Raw genomic sequence first — 21483 nt, forward strand, 5'->3', positions numbered from 1 at the left:
ATGGCATCGATAGAGACAACCGGTATCGAAATAGTCGACGATAGTGAGCGCACCGCGAAACCCCGGCATCTTTTCCTGCCGTGGTTCGCCTCGAATATCTCCGTTTTTGGGATGAGTTACGGGGCGTGGGTGCTTGGATTTGGTATTTCTTTCCCGCAGGCGCTGGTTATCACGGTCATCGCCGTGATTCTTTCCTTTGCTATTTGCGGGGTCATCGCGCTGGGCGGCAAACGCGGCTCGGTGCCTACGATGGTCATGTCCCGGGCAGCTTTCGGGGTCAGCGGCGCGAAAATTCCGGGCATTATTTCCTGGCTGACCTCCATCGGCTGGGAAACTTCGCTGGCCATTACCGCAGTTCTGGCCACCAATACGGTGCTTGCGCGGCTGGGGTGGGCCGGGGAAGATTCCACCACGGTCAAAGTGGTAGCGGCCGCAATTGTTGCCACCCTCATCGTTTTGGGCGCGGTGGCCGGCTACCACATTATTATGAAAATGCAGGCGGTTCTCACGTGGATCACCGGCATCACCACCATTATCTATATTATTTTAGTTTTCCCGCATCTCGACGCCGGAGCGCTCTTCTCCCACTCTTCCGGCTCAGTTGCGGCCATGCTCGGAGCTTTCGTCATGGTACTCACCGGCATGGGCCTGGGCTGGGTGAATATCGCGGCGGATTGGTCGCGCTACCAGAGCCGGGAGGCGCGCGGAAGCCACATTATTTTCTGGAATACCCTGGGCGGTTCCCTCGGCCCGGTGGTGCTCATTAGTTTCGGCCTTATGCTGGCCGGTTCGGACGACGTGCTCTCCGAAGCCATCGGCTCTGACCCGGTCGGGGCACTGGCCACCATCCTGCCCACCTGGTTCCTCCTCCCCTTCCTCCTCACCGCAATTCTTTCGCTGCTGTCGGGCGCGATTAACGGTATTTATTCTTCGGGGCTCACGCTCCTGACCCTGGGGATTCGGATTCCGCGGCCGCTCGCCTCCCTTATCGACGGTGTCATTCTCACCGTGGGAACCGTATACGTCACCTTCTTCTCGCCCACGTTTATCGGCCCCTTCCAGTCCTTCCTGGTCACCTTGGGGGTACCGCTTGCCGCGTGGACCGGCATCATGATGGCGGATATTACTTTGCGTAAGCGTGATTACGACGACGCCGCACTCTTCTCCCCCACCGGCCGCTACGGCAAGTACAACGTGACCTCACTGGCCATCTTGGCGGTGTGCTGTGTGATCGGCTGGGGTTTGGTAGTCAACGGCTTCTCCGATGCCCCCTTCAATGATTGGCAGGGCTACCTCCTCCCCCTCATCGGCGGGGTGGACGGGCCCCTCGGTTCGGGCAATATTGGAGTGATCCTGGCCCTCATCATCGGCTTCGTGGCCTACTACGCCCTGTGCGGGGCGCGGGTGCGGCGCCAGGAAGTTGAGATGATTTAGCGCTCGCATACGCAAGTGGGGCGGACATTTTAATGCTGTCCGCCCCACTTTTATAATTTTACTTTTTCTTGCTATCCGCAAGATCTCCCCATTATTGCTGCTTTTTGACCACCAGTACGATAGCCCAGATGGAGAAGGCAATATCAACGATGGTGGCGAGGATAAAGAGAATAAAACCAATACCCACGCTGGCAACCTCAGAGAATTCAGAAAGCTTCGAAAGCGCGTTCATGCTCCCGATGAAGAGCAGAATTCCGAAAAGCAAACCCACCCCGCCGGCGGTGGCCATGGTCCACTTCTTCTTAATGACAAGAGCAAGCGTGGCGAATACCGCCGCAATGAGGTAGCAGAGAATGACCATCCACGCCGACTCGGCATCCCCCTTCATCATGCTGGCGGAAAAACCGAAGGCAGAGGCAAAGGGCAGGAAAACGCTGAGCATAGCAAGCACCTGAGCACCAATGAGCACGGCCGGCACAATCGTGCGCCAGTTAATGCCGCCTGTTGCGGAAGCGTTCGCGAAGCCCTGGCGCATCGCACCGGCCTGCTGGGCGACAGCCGGCGCCACCCGGTTACTAACAAATTCTTTGGCGCCGGTGGCGAATTGCTTGAGGCCCTCTTTCATATCCCCCACGGAATTATCGGGAACACCCGGCCCGGCCACGGTACCCTGGGCCACGGCCTCCTGGTATTCCCGTAACGTGGGTTCACGCCCGTTATCCAGCTGGAAACGAGCTTGCCACTGTTCGGTGGTGAGGGGCTGCGAGGCATGCGTGGCGGGCTGCTGGAACTGAGGTGCGGACTGCTCTTCCGGCTGCGCTGCCGGTTGCTGAGCCTGCGCACACTGCGGAACTTGCTGCCCCGAGGCTTCGGCTTGGCGCTCGCGAATCCAGGACACCAGTGCCGGGTAGCACTGCGGGTGGACCGCGATAGCCTCCCAGAGGTCGGGGCGCTGGGCCGCGATATCGGCAAGATCCCGCGCGGTAATCTGCGGGTCCGCCAAGTTCTCAAGGGTCATCGTGCGCGGATCGTACATCATAGCCGTTCTACTTTCTCCCATAGAATTTTCGTGCCGTGACAACGCGGACGAAAACCCGTGTAGCTACTAATAGTTTCTATGGTTAACATACGGAGTTTTCTCCTGTAGCAACTGTATCCCAGCTACCCTGGATACGTGGAGTTTATGAAAAACTCTACAGGTACGACGGCGGGGCTCATCACGCGAGTTCCACCTTCCACGTCACCGTACTCCATCTGTGAGGAAGGACTTTCTATGACTAACGGACCTGACCAGTTCCCACCGTCCACGCCGGTGCCGCCACCCCCGCCTCCGCCTCCGCCGCCTTCCGCGCCGACGCCCGAGGACGCGGAGCTGACCCGGACTATTCCGCACGTCGAGGAGGTGCCGGCAGCGCAGCCGGAAGCTACCCCGGCGTATCCGCTCGCGGTTCCGGTGCCTCCCCCGCAGCCCGATCCGGAGGCCGCATTCCCTGCTGAGACCCCCGCTGCAGATTCGCCCGCGCCAGCGGCGCCGTCGCCCCTGTCCCCCGGCGAGCCTGAGGCGTGGATCACCACCGAGGCTGATGCGGGTGCGCCCACCCATATCGCACTTCCGCGCATGCTCGAGGAGATTCCGAGTGCGACCAGTGCCGGGACCGGCACGGATGCGGTACCAGCTCCGGATGCGGTACCGGTCCCGGGGTACCCGCCCGCTCCCGGCTATGCGCCGCAGCCCGGTTACGGCGCCCCGCCGCAGGGCTACGCACCTCCGGGCGGGTACGGCACCGCGCCGAGCCCGGCCGCCGGCCCCGGAATGCCGGGCGGAATGTACGCCGCTGCCCCGGCCCCAGCGCTCCCGCGGGAAAAGAAATCACATAAGAAATTGTGGATCAGCCTGGCGGTTTTGCTGGTGCTCGTCGTGGCGGGAGTTATTGGTTTTAAGGTAACGGCCAGTAAATTCGCGCCGGAGAAAACTGCCGAGGCATACCTCTCCGCGATTGTGGAAGGGAAAGCCAGTGCAGCGCTCGAGGTGTACGACCCGAATGTGCGTTCCGGGGAGCGCCTATTCCTCAGCGACGAAATCTACAGCAAGGCCACGAACCGGCCCACGGATTTTGAGGTTATCTCCGCCTTTAAGCAATCGCAGCCGGGCGGGAAAAATACCGTGCACGTGAGCGCGGAATTCACCATCGATATGAAGAAATATCCCGTTGATCTCACCCTCAGCGAGCGCGGCAAGAAATTCCTGTTCTTCTCCGAATGGCAGGTGACCGATGCACCGCTGGGAACAGTGGAGTTACGTTCCGCCACGCCGCTGGTGAATGTTAATGGGGTCGACGTCGATCTTTCGGCCACGATGGACCCGGCCACGAAGGGCGAGCGCGCTAGCGAGTACTATTCGCTGCCCGCTTTCCCAGGGACCTACACGGTGGGTGCCCAGGGCGGTGATACCTTCGTGAGCTTCGGGGAGGCGGAGAGTGTATCCGTTCCGGTTAGTGGCCCGGGTTCCTCGGCATCCATTGAACCGAGCTTCACTCCGGAGGTGGCCGCGGAAATCCAAAAACAGGTGAATGCCCGGTATGAGGCGTGCATGCCCGCTAATACCTTCGAGGTGAAAGACTGCCCCGAATTGAATATGAGCGATCCTGTTTTCCAGGCTGTCACGGAGATTCGACGCTCGTGGAAGGAAGAACCCAAGGTCGAGGTGGAGGCCTCCAGCCTGCGCTACGAAGATGGCGCATACGTGGGCACCGCCAAGATCAAGGGCAAGGCGATTATTAATTACAAGCAGCGCTACAGCGAGAAAGATCCCTGGAAGGAATCGGAATTCCCGGTCAATATCTGGGTGAACCGCACCCTGCGCTTCGAAGTGAAGGACGGGGCGATCACGGTGGATTTCTCCAAGGATAATTACGGCTGGTAAAGGGGCTTATGACGGCATGTCGTTAGCCCGGATCCAGTCCAGTACTGCATGAACCGGGCCCGGTGCCGCACGACGGACCGGGCCCGGTATGTGTTTTCCGGGGTGTACTGCGAATGTCGTACATACGAAGTACAGCGCTGAAAACACCTGGCGCCCCCGCAGATGCTGGTGTGACTCCTACGGTTTGACTTATAGGACCTCAGTTCGACTATAGGAACTCAGCTCACCCAGGATTTCCTCAGCTCACCCAGGATTCCAGAAGAGTCGTTATCTCGCTTCGAATACTTTCGGGTGAGAAGCCCTCATCCACCTCAAGGTTTTCTATTCCCACGTGGCCATCTTTTACCCGAGCCGCGACACGCCCGATAATCTGCTCATCACACAGAATCGGCATCCCGAAATATCCAAACTCCCGTTTATGCGCGGGCTTATATGCCTCGAGTCGATAATCTTTTCCGAAAAGCTCACGCTGGCGCGAGCGCGTCCAGATAAGCGAATCGAAGGGAGATAGCAGCGTCATACTGCCCGTTTCCCAACGGGCGTTATGTAGTTCCTCCATGAGGGCCTCGTGAGCAAGCCACGTTCCGGCCAGCCCGCGCACCTCAACCGCTACATATCCGTCCGCAAAACAATGCTCGCGGATATTCGCGCTTTTCGGGAACCTGAAATAATCCACCACATCGTCAAGGCGCGCAATCCCGAGTGCCCTCAGGGCTAGCGCAACGGTTTTATTCAGGCTTGTATCCGCATCGAGAAGCTCCACGTCCGGCAAACCCGCTTGCTCGGGCGTGCAGTAAATTCTTTGCCACTTTTCGTCTCGGCTGATCACCGCGAGTTCACCAATGCTCAGCAACCATTCACAGGCAGTTTTAACCGGGCTGCTGCGCTCCCAGCCCTGCCCCACCGCGCGCCCGAGCTGCGAGTGCACCATCGGGCCGTTCTCGCGTATGCGTTCCAGCACGGCCCGCGCCACATCGTCATCGACCTGGGGACCGGATAACCCGTGTTGTTTAATGAGGCGACGACGCCAATGGAGCAAGGGCCATATTAACCTGGGCATAAGCGAATGCGCGTGGCCCCAAGTTTCGAAGAGGCCAGTCGAACTCTCGTGCAGCAGCGGTAAGCTCTGTTTATCGACCCCGCGGGCCAGCAGAACCAATTCTTGAGATCTGCGTACGGCCTGTAGCGAATCAATCTGGACGCAGCCGAGGCGCTGGAAAACATCGGCAATAGAAGGCTCGGCGCTGCGAGCTTCCGGGGCGAGCATCTGCGCCGTCACCGCAATTTTCCGCGCTGTTGCAATATCGATGCGATACCGCGGCTCACTATCAGGATTCACCATCACGGTATTGAAACATCCACTGCCACCAAGAAACAAGCGCCCACAGAGACACAAGCAACGCACACACAGAACGGGGCGGGGTGGTTCGTGATGAACTACCCCGCCCCGCTCTTATGGGATGGATCCGCCCTGCTTTAGCTCTGCTTTAGCTCTGCTTTAGCTCTGCTTTAGCTCTGCTTTAGCTCTGCTTTAGCTCTGCTTTAGCGCAGCTGGTACTTTCCGTTCACCAGGCGGTAGCGCGGATCGAGGAGCAGCGCAGCTTCGCCTTCGTGGCGATCCCCGGCGAAGCGCTCGTCCACCGAAGTTTCGGTGTAGAGCGGCGCGTGACCGACCATTCCGGCAACCAGGTGGCGCGCGCCGTCCAGCAGGCGCATATCAGCGCTCTCCCGCCACAGCTGGGCTGCCTTCGCGCCGTTGGTGCGCGCGATAGCAGCCTCGAACGCCGCCGGATGCACGAGCATCATAAGCGCGGAGACATGTCCGAAGCCGAGCGAGGTCAGCACGGCCGCCTTAATATCTCCCACCTCGAGGACTTCACGCGGCCACACTAGGTAACTACGTTCCTCAAAGGCCGGATCGGAGCAGTCCAGGGCCTTATTACCGGGGATCTTCCCGGTGGCGAACATCTGGGTGATGCCAGCCATCTGGAAGAGCGCCGCCCCGCCCTTGGAATGCCCGGTCAGGGTCTTCTGGGAAACCACGTAGAGCGGGTTGCCTTCGCTGCGCCCGAGCGCCGTGAAGAGGCGGTCATGGAGTTCCGCTTCGTTCGGATCATTCGCATTGGTGGAGGTATCGTGCTTGGAAAGCACGGCGACGTCGTCCACACTCACGCCGAGCTCGCGCAGGTTCGTGGCCAGTACGGAGTTTTCTCCGCCCATGCCCGCGGCCAATGCTCCCAGGCCAGGTGCGGGAATCGAGGTTTGGATACCGTCCGCGAAGGAGCGGATGTAGGCCACCACTCCGTAGACGGGCAGCCCCATCTGGGCGGCCACGTCTCCGCGAGCCAGCAGCACCGTGCCGCCACCGCAAGCTTCCACGAAGCCACCGCGGCGCAGATCGCCGGCGCGGGAGAAGAAGCGCGGGTTGATGCCCTTCTTCGCCATGGCGGCAGAATCCGCCGTCGCATTCATATCACCGAAACCGATGAGGGACTCCACCTGCACGTCATCAATCGCACCGGAGACCACGAACTGGGCCTTGCCGGTGGCGATCTTATCCACGCCTTCTTCCACGGACACCGCGGCGGTCGCGCAAGCGCCGATGGGGTGAATCATGGAACCGTACCCGCCCACGTAGGCCTGCATGGTGTGCGCGGCGATCACGTTCGGCAGGGTTTCCTGGAGGATATCCTGCGGGTAATCCTTGCCCAGGAAGCGATCCACGTACAGGCGGCGCATGGAGGTCATTCCGCCAAAGCCAGTGCCCTGCGTGGAGGAAACATCCACCGGATGGACGTATTCGAGCAGTTCTGCCGGGGAGAACCCGGCCGAGAGGAAGGCATCCACCGCCGTCATGAGGTTGTAGATAGCCATCCGGTCCGCACTCTCCACCAGCGATGCCGGGATCCCCCACTTGGCCGGATCGAAATCGGTGGGGAACTGCCCGCCCACGCGGCGGGTGAGGGTGGTACGGCGCGGCATATAGGTCAGTGCCCCGGCCTTGCGGGTCACCCGCCATTCGCCGTCTTCCTCGAAGAAGCTGGTGAAGCTCGGATCGGCTTCGGCGTGGGCGCGGGCTTCCGCTTCGCTGCCCACCGTGAAGGTCACGTCCTTCTCCAGGTAGACCGGGGCGATATCGGTGGTCCCGATATCGGCCAGCGGCCCGTCATCCACAAAGGCGCGGATTCCGGAACGTGCCACAACTTCATCGCGGTAGCGCTCGAAAATATCCTCTTCGGGAACCAGTTCCCCCTCGGGGGTGTACCAGCCCGGCTTGGGGGTATCGAACCAGGTGAGCAGGCCCATCATCCAGGCCAGCTCAAGCACCCCGGCCGGGGTGAGGTCCACATCGCCGTCGCTTTGAATCCCGAGTTCGGCTTCCCACCGGGTACGCGAGCTACCCCAGGGGCCGGTTTCGCCCAAGCCCACGATAACCACGAGATCCTCAGGCTTCGCGGTGCCCTTCCCGAAAGCACCCAGGTCCATGGTCGGCTGGTGGATGCTCACCGGGCTGGGCAGGGCCCGCACGCTCGGCGCGGCCTCCGCTGCCGGCGCGGGGGCGGCCGGCGTGATGCTCGCGGCCAGTTCGGGCAGGTTAATATCGCCCAGCCCACCGGTCATATCGTGAATAACCGGGGCGGTACGGGCGGCCGCCACAGATTCGGGGGTGAAGAGAGTGAGCAATTCGCGCCCGGCCTCCGCCGTGGACCAGGTATGCACACCCTTGGCTTCCACGGCTTCCACCAGCGGATCGTTCCCGCCCATGAGGCCGGTGCCGCGCACCCACCCGATCTTCGCGTGCGCGATGGTGGTGCGCTGCCCCCAGGGCTCCACGCGCCACTTATTGACCACGGCATCCAACGCGGCCTTGACCTCGCCATAGGCGCCGTCACCACCGAAGGATCCCCGATTCGGGGAGCCCGGCAGGATCACGTGCATACGGTGATCGATAGCGGCATCGGTTCCGAGGCTCGCGAGGGTGCCGATGAGGCGCTCCACGCTCCACAGCAGCACTCGGGCCTGGTTTTCCGCTTCGGGGCCGGCATCGCTGAGGTAGCCGCTCACCCGCGGCGCCGCGAAGGGCACGAGCAGATCCGGAATAAGAGCCGGCTTGATGAGCTTCGAGGTGGCACCCACGGTTTCGCGCTGTTCGGCACCGATCCACGCGGTGATCGCGTCGACGTCGCGGAAGGAGGCGAGGTTGGCGGGAATAAGCCACAGCTCGGCACCGTTGATGGCGTTCTCGCGGTAGAGCTTCTTGGCGAAGTTCAGACGCGCGGTGGAGATACGCGAGGAGGTGGCGACGACGGTTGCCCCGCCGGCCAGCAGCCCGGCCACCACCGCACCGGCGATGGAGTTTTCTGCCATACCGGTGACAACCGCGATCTTCCCGGCGTAAATGCCGGGGGTGGTATCGCGCGCCTCACGGGCAATCTTGGCGAAACGCGCCGCCAGATGGGGATTGCGAGCCGCCTGCCATTCGGCCTGGCGGGCCACTTCTTCCCCAACGCCGGTGAAATTGGCGCTTACCTCACGCCCGAAGGCGATCTTGGCAACGTCCTCGCGGGCGGTCGCCCAGCGGTCGCACAGGCGCACGGCCTGGGCCGGATCGAAACGCGGGGTCACGAAGTCTTCCCAACCGCTGCCCAGTTCCGCGCTCATGGCTTCGCGCAGAGCCAGATCATCGGCGCTCGCCTGCGTGTCCGGGCGCTCATCGTGCCCGAGGCGCGCGAGCAGATCGCGGGCGGTCCCGGCCAAAATCGCGTCCATACGCTCGGCATAAGCGTCCAGGGCCGCGGAGTCGACGACGCCGCCCGCCCCGCTCCCGGTACTCGGAAGCGCAACGCTGACCCCGTGGGCTGCACCCACCGCCCGTACCGCCGCGTCGATGAGGTCATCGAGCTGCGCAGCCGAGGTGGGGGCGAGCGGGAGGGTCGCCAATTCATCGCCGCGTACCGACTTACCTTCCCGGGTACCCAGGAGAATCGTGGCGGTCACGTGCGCCACCCAGCCTTCACCGAGCTGCCAGGTGTCCTGCACCCGCTGGGCCACCCGGGCCGGCTTGGCGCCGGCCGCACCGGTGAGGGAACGCAGCCGGTCAGCGATAGCTTCGCGCAGCACGCTCCCGAAAGGCTTGTAGGAGTGGGCGGCCTGATCCACCTGGGAAACCAGGGTGGCGAGCGGTGCCTCCGCGGCGCCGTCCATGGAGGCCAGGTCAAATTCAGCGGTCATATCCATAAGGATCTGGTTACGCTTCGAGGAAACCCCGTTGGTGAGGGTTTCGACCGAATCGGCATCACCCATCTGATCCACACGGATCTTGGTGGACCAGGCCAGCAAAACGCGCAGGGCGTCACCGGCCCGGAAGGGCAGATCCGCTGCCGGCTGGCCATCGCCCGCCGGAGCGCTTTCCGGGGCGGGAGCGGCCGCAGCTGCCGGAGCAGCCGCGGGGGCCGGGGCCTCCGGAGTAGCAGGCGCAGCTTCGGGTGCCGCAGCAGCGATATCGCCGCCGCTCGCACCGGCACCGTTGGCGGCGCTCGGGGCCGCGGCCGCGGTGCTTTCCTCGAGTGCGTCCTCCGCAACCGGGGCACTGGCCACATCCTCATGCAAAACCCGCTTGGCGTCACGCTGGACGTTGTACACGCTCACGTGGCGTTGGGCGTGCTTGGGCAGCGCCAGGGTGCGGGTGGCCATATTCGCCAGCGTGGGCGAAGCGGCCAGGCCGATTTCCACGATATCTTCCACCCCGGCCTCAATGAGGTAATCCTGGGTTTCAATCCAGCGCACCGGGGAGGCGAACTGCCAGGCCAGCAGCTCGATAAGTAGCTCGCGGGCGGTGCCTACCCGGTCGCGCTCCAGGCGCGCGGGCAGGTCGGCGCGAATCTCACGCACCACCCGGGAGGGCACAACCTCAAGAATGGCATCGCAGAACTCTTCCGTGAGTTCGAAGGGGCGAGCTACCAGATTCGGCAGGTAGCGCCCTTCGAGGATCTCAAGCTTGATATCGGCGGGAACGATGGCGCGCAGGGTATCCCCAAATTCGGCCACCCCGGTGCGCAGCACGCTGGAGTGGAAAGGCACATCAATACCGGGAACCAGCATGAAGGGGCGCTTGCCCCCGGCCTGCCGGGCGCGCTCATTGGCGTCCTTTTCCAGGGCTTCCAGGCCCGCTACGGTTCCGGCCACCGCGTACTGGGCGCCGGCCAGGTTGTAATTGACAATCTCGAGGAATTCCCCGGAAGCGGCAGCCACCTGCGCGACGTAGTCGCGCACGGCGTCGTCGCCCACCCCAAATTGGTTGGGACGCAAGGCACCCATACGGTAATTCGAACGGCCCTGCTCATCGCGTTCCACAAGATGATGCATCGTGGTACCGCGCCGGTACACGATTTCCAGCACGTCCTCGAGGCTGAAGACCTGCGAGTAGGCGGACAGCGCATTGTATTCGCCCAAGGAATGCCCGGCGAAGTAAGCGCCGCTTACCAGTGAACCTTGTTCACGCAGGCGCGAGGTCTGGGCGAAGGCCACGGTCGCGAGCGCCACCTGGGTGAATTGGGTGAGGTTGAGGACGCCTTCCGGGTGGCGGAAGATCTCATCACGTACCCGCAGCTCCACCGGGTTATCGCGCACCACGGCGAGGATGGAGAAACCAAGGGCGGAGCGGGTATGCCGGTCGGCGCGTTCCCACACCTCGCGTACGGCAGCGGAGGCTGCCCGATCATCGAGGGTCATGCCGCGGGCCTGGATCCCCTGGCCCGGGTAAACATAGGCGGTACGCGGGGCGCTCACGGTGCACGATGCCTGGGAAACCACGGTATCCCCGCAGCGGGCGGTCACATCGAGGGCAAGCCCGCCCCCGCGCACCCGGCCCACGCGCTCCACGGTGATATCCACCGCGTCACCGAGGTTAACCATGCCGAACATGCGGTAGGTCCACCCGGTGATATGCATGGCGGCGCGCCCGGCAACCGGATCGGCCACCGCGTGCTGGGCGGCGGCGCACAGCCACATGCCGTGCACCAGCGGGGCTTCCATTCCCGCCACCAGCGCGGCGTTGCGGGACACGTGAATCGGGTTGAAGTCACCGGAAACAATGGCGAAAGCCGTCATATCGGTGGGGGCCTGCACGGTAACCTTGCGCAGCACCGAGCGCGGGGTGTCGATAATATCGGCATCCACTCCCCCGCGCGCCGCCGGCTCAGAGGGCAGTTCGGTGGTGGTAGCACGCCCGCGCATCGCGAAACGCTCCTGGAATTCCAGCACCACGGTGCCATCTTCGCGCGAAACATTCGTGCGGATGGTCAGCACTCGGCCGGCCGAGGATTCAGCCACGGAGGCCACCCAGGAGCGCGCGGTGAGCTGCCCGGCTTCCAGGATCTCCTCCACCGGCACATTCACCTTTTCGAGGTGATCGAGGTGCACGCCGGAGAGCAGTCCTTCAATAATCGGGTAGCCATCGGCTTCGCCCGAGCCCATCGCGGAATAGATGGTGGGCCAGCACGAGCCGAGCAGCGCGGAGGGCACGGCCGCCGGGGTGCGCCCGGCCGGCGCGGTGATCCCCGCGTGCAGGGTGTTGATTTCCGGGGAGACCGCGAAAGTGAGGGTGGCCACGCCGTCGATCATCTCGGGTTGCTTGGTGATGGGGGTGCCCCCCAGCGTTGTGGTGCCCACCCCGGACATCGCGGCGAGGACCTCGCGCATGGCATCTTCCAGGCGCGCGTCGTCCACCACGGGCAGCCCGCCGGTGGCTACCGATTCGGGCAGCAGCAGCGGGATGCGCATATGCCGCACCACGTGCTGATGGGCCTGGGTGCCGTCCCAGAGCGTATCGAGGGGCACGAAGATTTCCAGGCCCTCCGGGGTATCGCGGATTTCCGCTTCCGGAATGAGGTGGGCCGGGTTGGTGGCCAGGTGACCGTGCCACACAATGAAGGGGGTTTCGCGCAGGAACGTTTCGCGATCGCGTGCCGCGCGGGAGAAGGCCGGTTCGGCCTGCGCTCCGGCAGCGGCTACCCGGGAAACCGCGTCTTCTTCGTAGCGGCCCAGAATCTCGGCGATCGGCTCATCCACCTTGGTGATGGCTGCCACCGAGGTGGGGCCGGGAATAATGCGTACCTGGTCCGCGGTGTAGCGCGGGTTATGGGATTGCCACAGGGAATCCGAACCCCAGAACCGCAGTACCTGCTCGTTGATAACCGGCACGAAGGGTACCGGCTTGGGGTACTTGGAGGCCAGGGCCACGAACCACGCTTCATCCTGCGCCAGAACGGTGTGTTCTTCGGCGCTCGGGTAGGCGGCGAGGAACCGCTCGAGTGCGGCCTGCGGATCGGCGGCGGCATCTTCCTGAGTGGGGAAGAGCGTGGGAACGTCGCCGCTTTCGGCCGTGCACAGGCGCGCTTCGAAACGCTGCAGCATTTCCCAGAAACGGGTTTGGGTGGGGTCGTCGGCCCACGGCACGGTCAGGTCCACGTAGCGGCGCAGCACCTGGGCGTAGGTCATATGCGCGATATCCCCGAAGTACGGCTTCGCGGTGGCGTTGATCGCGGTGATGATCTCATCGCGGCGCGCGGCAATCGCCTCGGCGTCCCCGTCCACTTCCACGAGGAGGCGGGCGGCGCGGGCAGCCGCGTTTTCCACATTGTAAATATCGGCGTGCAGGGAGGACTGGGTGGAGCAAATACCACCGCGGGTGGAGCCGGCCGCCACCCAACCGCCGTTATCGTCCGGGCTCACGCCGGGTGTATCGACGAGCAGCTGCTTCACATCAGGATTCGTTTTCGCTTCTTTCGCGGCCATGGCCGCGGTCCCGATGAATACGCCGTCCACGGGCATGGGCCGCATACCGTAGGCCTGTGCCCACGTTCCGGTGAGGAACGACGACGCGCGCTCGGGAATGCCCAGCCCGCCGCCCACGGTAATAATGAGCCCGGCCTCACGCATCTGGCCGTACGTTGCGATAAGTAGATCTTCCAGGTTCTCCCAGGAGTGGTGCCCGCCGGCGTGGCCGTCTTCCACCTGCGCGATGAGCGGGGCACCCGGGCACGCCTTGGCGATCTCCACGAGCTGACGAATTTGAGCCACGGTACCCGGCTTGAAAGCAATATAGGGGAAACCTTCGGCGCGCAGCCGCGCGATGAGGTCGAGGGCTTCCTCCTTCTCGGGAATACCGGCGCTGATAACCACGCCATCCAGAGGTGCCCCGGCGGCGCGCTGGCGGGAGACCAGCCGGCGCGATCCGAACTGGAGATCCCACAGGTAGCGGTCCAAGAACATGGTGTTGAACTGAGCCACCCGGCCCGGTTCCAGGTGCTCCCGCAGGGTGGAGAGGTTCTCAGCCAGGACTTCTTCGGAGACCTGCCCGCCCCCGGCGAGCTCGGTCCAGTACCCGGCGTTGGCGGCAGCCGCCACGATTTCCCCGTCCACGGTGGTCGGGGTCATCCCGCCCAGCATAATCGGGCTGCGCCCGGTCAGCCGCGAGAAAGCGGTATCCAGGTAGGTATGCCCCTTGATCTGACGCAGCTGGGGGGCGTAGTCGGACCAATCGCGGGTGCGGGTCACCCGCGCCACTCCGGTCACCAGGTCATCGCGGGCCGCGGCGGTGGAGGCATCCACGTAGCTCACTCCGGTACCGGCCAGGTTTTCCAGGGCGATGGTCTTGAGGTTCGGGCCCGGGCCCAAGTCCACCACGAAGCCCACCGGGGTGCCCTTTCCGCCCGCTTCTTCCAGGGTGGCGGCGAATTCCGCGGTCCAGTCCAGGCTGGCGGTCAGCACCGCGCGAGCGAGTTCATCGCTGCGTTCCACGCTCAGGGAACAGCGGGCCGCCCAGGAATCCACCAGGGCCACGGCCGGCTCGAGGAGCGGCGAATGGAACGGCGCTCCCACGTTGAGGAATTCGCAGACCGGGTGGAGGGCTTCCCCACCGGTGAGCTTATCGGCGCGAGCGCGCGCTTCCCGTTCAGCTTCGCGTTCGATGAGCGCCACCAGCGCAGTGAGCGCCGCCGGGCGCCCGGATACCACGCAGGCTTCCCGGGAGTTAATAATGGCAACATCCGCATCCGGGACCTTGGCGGCCAGCCGGCGCAGCAGCGGGGCACCCACACCCCGCACCGAAAGCATGGGGCTGGCCTCCTTGCTGGCGGTAATTCCGAGTTCCCCGCTGATCTTGGAAGCAGCCGCCCCGATGAGGCGGGCGAGGGCGAAAATACTGGCCGGCTCGCTGGATTCCACCATGGCCGCGGCTAGCACGCCCTGGGAATGCCCGATGGTGGCGGTGGGGCGCACCGCTAGATCGCGGTAGGCCCCGTACTGGCTGAGGAGGATGCCGGGAACCGAGGTGTGGGGGGCCCGCCCGGCGCTGGCCGGGCCGCGCAAGCCGAGCAGGTCGAGGCGTCCGGCCGAAATCACGGTGAGTTCGGGGAGCACCGGGGCGAGGATTTCTTCGGCCGCCGCATCCACCGCGCTCAGGTCGGCGCGCAGCTGCGCGGAGGTGAGCAGCTCATCTAATTCGGTGCGCCAGGGGGTTCCCTGGCCGGCGAATTGGAGGATCCAGGGGCTGGCGGGCGGGGTGGCCGTCAGAGATTCATACACGCTGGTCATAGTGTTCTTTCTGCTAGGTGCGGGAGATCCCGCGAGGCAATTCTTGAGAAAAATGGAAGGTCACAGGTGGCGGTGGGGCTCTCCGGATGAAGTACTTACGGATAAGCGATCCGCTACGCCACTCGAGGCGGGCCGCTACATGGGAATATTCCCGTGCCGGCGCTCGCCCGGATGCGAGCAGTCTTTGGTGGCGAGGATGCGCAGGGATTCAATGAGCACCCGCCGGGTATCTTCAGGGGCGATAATGCCGTCCAATTCGCCGCGTTCCACGGAAAGGAAAGGATTGACGTTATCGCGGGTGTACTCTTCGATGAGCTGCTGGCGCACCGCCGCCACATCTTCACCGTTCTGTTCAGCTTCCCGCAGGCGCCGTCGGCCTGTAATAGCGACCGCGCCCTCGGCGCCGAGCACCGCAATTTCCGCACCGGGCCACGCGAAGTTGAGGTCCCCACCCAGGGACTTCGACCCCATCACGATATAGGCGCCCCCGTAGGCTTTCCGTAACACCACGGTGACGAGGGGCGTCGTCGCATTCGCGTAGGACCAGATCAACTTCGCACCGCGGCGGATAATCCCGGCCTGTTCCTGTTCGGTGCCGGGCCGGTACCCGGGCACATCCACGAGGGTGATAACCGGCACGTGGAAAGCATCGCAGAATTGCACGAAGCGCCCGGCCTTTTCGGAGGCATCCACGTCCAGGGTGCCGGCGTCCACGAGCGGCTGATTGGCCACAATTCCCACGGACTGCCCGGCCAAGGCCGCGAATCCCACCACGATGGAGCGGGAGAAATGTTCCTGGACCTGCACGAATTCCCCGTAGTCCACGAGGTTCGCGATGACGTCGAGCATATCGTAGGGCTGTTTGGTGGAGGCGGGTACCAGATCGGTCAGGTGGCGGGCGCACTGGGTATCCGCGGCCGTTTCCTCATAATCCCAGCGCGGCAGCGAGGCGTCGCAATGCGCGGGAAGGTAGGTGAGGAGGGTGCGGGTGTAATCGAGCGCATCATCCTCATTGGCGGCCAGGTAGTGGGCCACCCCGGATTGGAAATTATGGAGGGTGGCCCCGCCCAAGTCGTCGAAAGACACCTCTTCGCCGGTGGTTGCTTTGACAACGTCCGGTCCGGTCACGAACATATGCGCGTTATCACGCGTCATAATAATGAAATCGGTGAGCGCCGGGCCGTACACCGCACCGCCCGCGCAGGGCCCCAGAATAACGGAAAGTTGCGGGATAATGCCCGATGCCGCGATCGTTTTCTTGAAGATGCGGCCGTATTGGGAAAGGGCGACGACGCCGTCCTGGATGCGGGCGCCACCCGAATCAAGCAGCGAGACCATGGGGATGCGCAGCTCGAGGGCCTTATCCATGAGGGCCACGATTTTATCGCCCTCGGCTTCACCCAGGGTGCCCCCGGATACGGAGAAGTCCTGGGCGTACACGGCCACCAGTTGCCCATCCACCTGGCCAATTCCGGTCACCACCGCGGCACCCTGGAAACCGCGCCCGAGGTTGCCCCCGGCAAAACGCCCGATCTCCGTGAAACTTCCTTCATCGCACAGCAGGGCGATACGCTCCCGTGCGGTCTTTTTACCGTGGGCGTGCTGGCGCTTCGCGGCGCGTTCCTCGGCCTGGCGGGCCAGGTCGTTTTGGTACTCCGCGAAACGCACCCGATCCACCTGCTGGGCGCTATGATCCAAGGTTTGCCATTCGTGGGCGGATCGTAATTCAGTCAGCGACATGATTCTCCTTCGCTACGTGCGGGCACGGACTCGAGTGGTGGTGGGCTAGCGCGCACGGGCCAAGGCGCATATACCAGCCCCGCATATTTTTAGGCATCGGCACCCACCACCCGCACGAGGGGCTGGAAGGCCGCCACGGTGGCCCCGGCCCGCACTTCCACATCCGTCACTTCGCCATCGTGCGGCGAATAAACATAACTTTCCATCTTCATGGATTCGAGCACGACGAGCAGATCGCCTTCGTGCACCTTATCCCCCGGTTCCACAACCACACGCACCACAATTGCCTGGATGGGTGAATTCACCATTCCGCTCGGATCGGTAAGATCCTGGGCCGGCATCGCGGTGCGGGAGACCGCCTGGGAACGGCGCGGCTGCAGGGTGCGGCGGGCCACGTGCGAACCGGTGGCAATGAGCGCGGCCGGGAGGGTCATGCGCATGCGCCGCCCATCCACTTCAATAACGAAGGTGTGGCGCGGTTCCTCATCTTTGACAGGCGCCGGAGTGGTGCTGGCCTGCGCATTTTCGTAACTCGGGAGCACGGTATCTTCCAGCCAGCGGGTAGAGGGAATATGCCCGGCAAAATCCTCCATAGCCAGCACATCGCGGTACATGGCGCAGGGGGTGGCCACCCCGGTGATCTGCAATTCCGCGAGCGCGCGGCGCGAACGAGCAATGGCCTGCTCCCGATCCGGGGCGGTCACCACAAGCTTGGCAAGCATGGGATCGAAATCGGCGGTCACAATATCGCCTTCTTCAATCCCCGATTCGATACGCACCCCGTGCCCGAGGGGCCAACGGATTTTTTCAATGGTTCCGGTAGAGGGCACCATGCCGGTGGCCGGATCCTCACAGGTAATACGGAATTCGAACGAGTGGGCGCGCGGGGCGGGAACCTGGGAGAGTTCCGCGCCGGAGGCGATCAGGATCTGTTCGCGCACCAGGTCCATTCCCGTTACTTCTTCGGAAACGGTGTGTTCGACCTGAAGGCGCGGATTCACTTCCAGGAAATTAACCCGTCCGTCGGGTTCCACCAGGAATTCACAGGTGCCCAAACCAACGTAATCCACCGCTTCGAAAAGCCGGCGCGACCACTCGGTCACAATTGCTTCCGCGTTCCCGGGCAGCAGCGGGGCGGGTGCTTCTTCGATGAGTTTCTGGTTGCGGCGCTGGGCCGAACAATCACGGGTGGAGATCACCGCGAAGTTCCCGTGGGAATCGCGCGCCGACTGCGTTTCAATATGGCGGGCGGTCCGGATAAAACGCTCCACGAAATAGGAATCAAGATCCGCTCCGTGGGCCGCGAAGAAGCGGTCCAGGTCAGCGGCTTCATTATGGATGGTGATACCGCGCCCGCCCCCGCCGTCGGCCTTCTTGGTGACAATCGGGAAACCGAAGCGCGCCACGAACTCGTCCACCCCGGCGCGCCCCTGCACCGGATCGGAAACGCCGGGCACCGGGGCCACGCCCACTGATTCGGCCAGGCGGCGCGCCTGGATTTTATCGCCGAGCCGATGGAGCACCGCGGGGGCCGGGCCGATCCACGTCAGGCCCGCTTCAATAACGGCGGTGGCGAATTCGGGAACTTCGGAAAGGAAACCGTAGCCGGGGTGCACGGCATCCGCGTGGGAACGCTGCGCAATCGCGATGATTTTCTCGATATTCATATAGGTATCGGCATACGCGGTACCTTCGAGCGCATAGGCGCTATCGGCATCCTCAACGAACTGCGCTTCGCGATCCGCGTCGGCATACACCGCCACCGCTTTCATCCCCATATCGTGTGCGGTACGTATAACGCGCTCGGCGATTTCGGAGCGATTGGCAACAAGAATTTTTTTCATCACTACTTTCCTTCCGAGGGCGCTAGCCGACCCACAAGCGAGACTTCTCCGGTAGAAATACGCACGTCACCGGCAGCGGTGGCGACCACGAGGGCGCCGTCGGCCGCAATACGCACCCCGCGCCCGCGCACCGGAGTATCGCGCGGGCGGTTAACGGTGATGCCAGCGCGGAGGGTATCGCAGGAGGCATTGAGTTCGGCCAGGAGTCCGGCGCGTTCCGCCGCGCTACCTTCCCCGCTCCCGCAGGCGGCCATGAGGGCGGCCAAGCGTTCCCCCAGTTCATGCAGGTAGGCGGCGGCTACCTCATCCCGGCTGGGAACCGGGAATCCGGCGGTAGCAAGGGAGGCGGAGGTGGGAGTGGGCAGTTCTTCGGCCCGTAAGCCCAGGTTGATTCCTACCCCGAGGACAATTCCGATATTCCCGGCCGCGTCTGTACTCACGACTTCACCCAGTACGCCGGCGACTTTCGCGGCCCGCGGGCGGGTGACAATATCATTCGGCCAGGAGATCCCCACCCGGGCGCCGAGCTTTTCCAGGGCGGCGCGCGCGGCCAGGGCCCCGGCGAAAGTGACCCAGCTCAGCTCCGCGCGCACCGCTTCCGGTACCGCAAGAAGAACCGAGAAGAGCAGAGAGCCATCTTTCGTGGCGAACCAGGAGCGGCCCATCCGCCCGCGCCCATCACTTTGACTATCAGCAATGAGGCCGCACACCAGCCCGGGCATATGCGCACCCGCGGAACTGAGCCAGAGTTCGGCCAGGTCATCCTGGGTGGATGTGGTGAGGTCGGTATGCAGGAGCGCCGCACCGGGGACCCCTACTTCCCCTAGCGCGCTCGCGGTACGCGGGAAGAGCACGTTTCCTGAATGCACGTGACTCACCTCAGCCTTCTTTCCGGCGGGCCACCCCGCCGCTAACCTACCAATGCGTAACCTTACGTAATCGTAACTTACGGATTCGTAACATACTCGCATCCGCAGGGCGCGCCACCGTTAGTCCTCTCACACCCGCGCCGCACAAAGCCCGCAAATACGCCAAAGCCGGTGTTATCTACCCGCATATTCACATGTTTATACATCGACGCGCATATTTAGTGGCTATACTTGGGGTTGTTCCGAGTAATTTCCACCCGAACACTGAAAAAACATTCACCGTAGGGGAAGAAAATGAAGAAAACATTCGCGCTGCTCGCTGCCGGCCTCCTCACGCTGGGCGCCTGCTCCAATGATGAGGCTGCTTTGACGGATTCCACCGCCGCGGCCGATCCGGGTGAGTCCGGTTTCGCTGTTGATGGCATCGCGGCAGATTCCGCCGTCGTCGCCCTGGTTCCTAGCGATATCACCGCACGCGGGCAATTACGCAACGGCGCGTCCACCGATTACGCTCCCGCGGAATACCGCAAGGCAGACGGGCAGACCCCCACCGGTTACGATATTGATCTCACGCGCGCCATCGCGAAGAAAATGGGACTCAAAGACGGCACCACCACGCACGTGGAATTTGATTCCCTCCTCCCCCAGATCGGAACCAAATTCGATGTGGGCCTCTCAACCTTCACCGTCACCCCCGAACGTGAAGAAGCTTTCAATATGATCACGTACTTCGAGGCGGGTTCCGAATACGGGGTGCCGGCCAAGTCCAGCGATTTCACCCCGGATAACCCCTGCGGTTTCACCATCGGTGTGCAAACGGGTTCCTCGCAGGAAGATGCCCTCAAGGAAGCCACCGCGGCCTGCGAAGCCAAGGGTGCCAAACCGATTAAGATCATGTCCCTGCCGGACGTACCGCAAATCGTCACCCGGGTGGTCTCCGGCCAGTACGACGCTATTTTCGCTGATTCCCCGGTGCTCGGTTACGCCGTGGCCCGCTCGAACGGGCAACTGAAAACCACGGGCGATATTTACGATTCAGCGCCGGTGGCTATCGCGGTGGCCAAGGATAACCCCGAACTTGCCAAGGCGGTGCAGGCCGCCCTGCAATCCCTCATGGATTCGGGTGAACTCAAGGAGATCTTCGCGCATTACGGTATTACCGAAGGCGTGCTGAGCACTGCCGAGATTAACCCCCAGGTGCAGTAATGGAGAAGATTCATCCGCAAGCCCGCGTGAAGCTGAGCAATATTGTGTGGCTCATCGTCATGGCGGTGCTCGGGGCGATGGCGCTCAATGCGCTTATCACCAACGATGCTTTCCACTGGGATGTGGTGGGGCGCTATCTTTTCGACTGGCGTATCCTGCGCGGTATCGTCTACACCCTGGTGCTGACGGTGCTGGCCATGTGGTTTATTGGCATCATCTTGGCTTTGACCATGGCGGTGCTGCGCGAATCAAGTAACGCGGTATTGCGCGCGGCGGCCCGGTTCTATATTTGGTTCTTCCGCGGTACCCCGATTTACACCCAGCTCATGTTCTGGGGCCTGCTACCCTCGCTCTACCAGAAGCTATCCCTGGGCATTCCCTTCGGGCCGGAATTCTTTACCTTCCACACAGACCGGGTCATCACCCCGTTTATCGCGGCGATTATCGGGCTGGGGCTCAACGAAGGTGCCTACCTGGCGGAGATCATCCGCTCCGGTTTGGGTGCAATTGATCCGGGCCAGCGGGAAGCCGCGGTGGCGCTGGGGATGCGTTCGGGTACGATTATGCGGCGTATTATTTTGCCGCAGGCCATGCGCATTATTATTCCGCCCACCGGGAACGAAACAATCTCGATGCTTAAAACGACGTCGCTGGTGCTCGCCGTCCCCTTTACTCTGGACCTCACGTTCGCGGCCCAAGATTTGGGTTCGAAAACGTACCTCCCCTTCCCCTTCCTCGTAGTCGCCGCTATCTGGTACCTGGTTATTACCTCGCTGCTCATGATGGTGCAGCACCGTATCGAACGCCATTTCGCGCGCGGCTTTGACGGGCGTACCGCGACGACGGCCTTCCTCGACGTCACCCCCTAAGG

10 protein-coding genes are annotated in these 21483 nt (G+C 63.1%); 4 read left to right on the top strand and 6 right to left on the bottom strand.

Features of this window, described 5'->3' with window-relative positions:
- The coding region (locus tag ACTFPK_RS01750) for a purine-cytosine permease family protein (protein WP_439910956.1) at positions 1–1434 on the top strand (1434 nt) is incomplete at its 5' end.
- 91 nt (positions 1435–1525) lie between these two features.
- Here ACTFPK_RS01750 and ACTFPK_RS01755 read toward each other — a convergent pair.
- A complete protein-coding gene (locus ACTFPK_RS01755; protein WP_439910957.1) occupies positions 1526–2473 on the bottom strand; it encodes a hypothetical protein in 948 nt (315 codons plus the stop codon).
- Positions 2474–2707: 234 nt separating this feature from the next.
- On the opposite strand from ACTFPK_RS01755, the gene ACTFPK_RS01760 reads away from it, so the two are divergent.
- A complete protein-coding gene (locus tag ACTFPK_RS01760; RefSeq protein WP_439910958.1) occupies positions 2708–4357 on the top strand; it encodes a hypothetical protein in 1650 nt (549 codons plus the stop codon).
- Between the two features lie 238 nt (positions 4358–4595).
- Here the strand turns inward: ACTFPK_RS01760 and ACTFPK_RS01765 are convergent, their stop codons facing one another.
- From ACTFPK_RS01765 to ACTFPK_RS01785, 5 genes are all read right to left on the bottom strand, one after another.
- A complete protein-coding gene (locus tag ACTFPK_RS01765) occupies positions 4596–5699 on the bottom strand; it encodes a DNA glycosylase AlkZ-like family protein (protein ID WP_439910959.1) in 1104 nt (367 codons plus the stop codon).
- Between the two features lie 200 nt (positions 5700–5899).
- Positions 5900–14953, bottom strand: a complete 9054-nt coding sequence (locus tag ACTFPK_RS01770; protein WP_439910960.1) for a fatty acid synthase subunit beta domain-containing protein — start codon at positions 14951–14953, stop codon at positions 5900–5902.
- A 135-nt stretch (positions 14954–15088) separates the two neighbouring features.
- Complete coding sequence (locus tag ACTFPK_RS01775; protein WP_274733563.1) at positions 15089–16693, bottom strand: acyl-CoA carboxylase subunit beta; 1605 nt, start codon at positions 16691–16693, stop codon at positions 15089–15091.
- Positions 16694–16782: 89 nt separating this feature from the next.
- On the bottom strand, positions 16783–18537 hold the full coding sequence (locus ACTFPK_RS01780; protein WP_274755782.1) for an acetyl/propionyl/methylcrotonyl-CoA carboxylase subunit alpha: 1755 nt from the start codon (positions 18535–18537) through the stop codon (positions 16783–16785).
- Positions 18538–18539: 2 nt separating this feature from the next.
- Positions 18540–19415, bottom strand: a complete 876-nt coding sequence (locus tag ACTFPK_RS01785) for a biotin--[acetyl-CoA-carboxylase] ligase (protein WP_274755781.1) — start codon at positions 19413–19415, stop codon at positions 18540–18542.
- 285 nt (positions 19416–19700) lie between these two features.
- Here ACTFPK_RS01785 and ACTFPK_RS01790 point away from each other — a divergent pair, with 285 nt between their 5' ends.
- Positions 19701–20612 carry an ABC transporter substrate-binding protein gene (locus ACTFPK_RS01790; RefSeq protein WP_274733566.1) on the top strand — a complete coding sequence of 304 codons (912 nt, stop codon included), beginning with the start codon at positions 19701–19703 and terminating at the stop codon, positions 20610–20612.
- Positions 20612–21481, top strand: coding sequence for an amino acid ABC transporter permease (locus tag ACTFPK_RS01795; RefSeq protein ID WP_439910961.1), 870 nt, complete (start codon positions 20612–20614; stop codon positions 21479–21481). The genes ACTFPK_RS01790 and ACTFPK_RS01795 overlap by 1 nt, the downstream gene beginning before the upstream one ends.
- The last annotated feature ends 2 nt before the right edge of the window (positions 21482–21483 follow it).

It is taken from the genome of Actinotignum sp. UMB0459 (genome assembly GCF_051905915.1).
Classification (GTDB): domain Bacteria; phylum Actinomycetota; class Actinomycetes; order Actinomycetales; family Actinomycetaceae; genus Actinotignum; species Actinotignum sanguinis.

Bases quoted from the DNA above. Each gene is read 5' to 3' on its own strand.
- ACTFPK_RS01755 (WP_439910957.1), bottom strand. From the start codon at position 2,473: ATGATGTACGATCCGCGCACGATGACCCTTGAGAACTTGGCGGACCCG.
- ACTFPK_RS01760 (WP_439910958.1), top strand. From the start codon at position 2,708: ATGACTAACGGACCTGACCAGTTCCCACCGTCCACGCCGGTGCCGCCA.
- ACTFPK_RS01765 (WP_439910959.1), bottom strand. From the start codon at position 5,699: ATGGTGAATCCTGATAGTGAGCCGCGGTATCGCATCGATATTGCAACA.
- ACTFPK_RS01770 (WP_439910960.1), bottom strand. From the start codon at position 14,953: ATGACCAGCGTGTATGAATCTCTGACGGCCACCCCGCCCGCCAGCCCC.
- ACTFPK_RS01775 (WP_274733563.1), bottom strand. From the start codon at position 16,693: ATGTCGCTGACTGAATTACGATCCGCCCACGAATGGCAAACCTTGGAT.
- ACTFPK_RS01780 (WP_274755782.1), bottom strand. From the start codon at position 18,537: ATGAAAAAAATTCTTGTTGCCAATCGCTCCGAAATCGCCGAGCGCGTT.
- ACTFPK_RS01790 (WP_274733566.1), top strand. From the start codon at position 19,701: ATGAAGAAAACATTCGCGCTGCTCGCTGCCGGCCTCCTCACGCTGGGC.
- ACTFPK_RS01795 (WP_439910961.1), top strand. From the start codon at position 20,612: ATGGAGAAGATTCATCCGCAAGCCCGCGTGAAGCTGAGCAATATTGTG.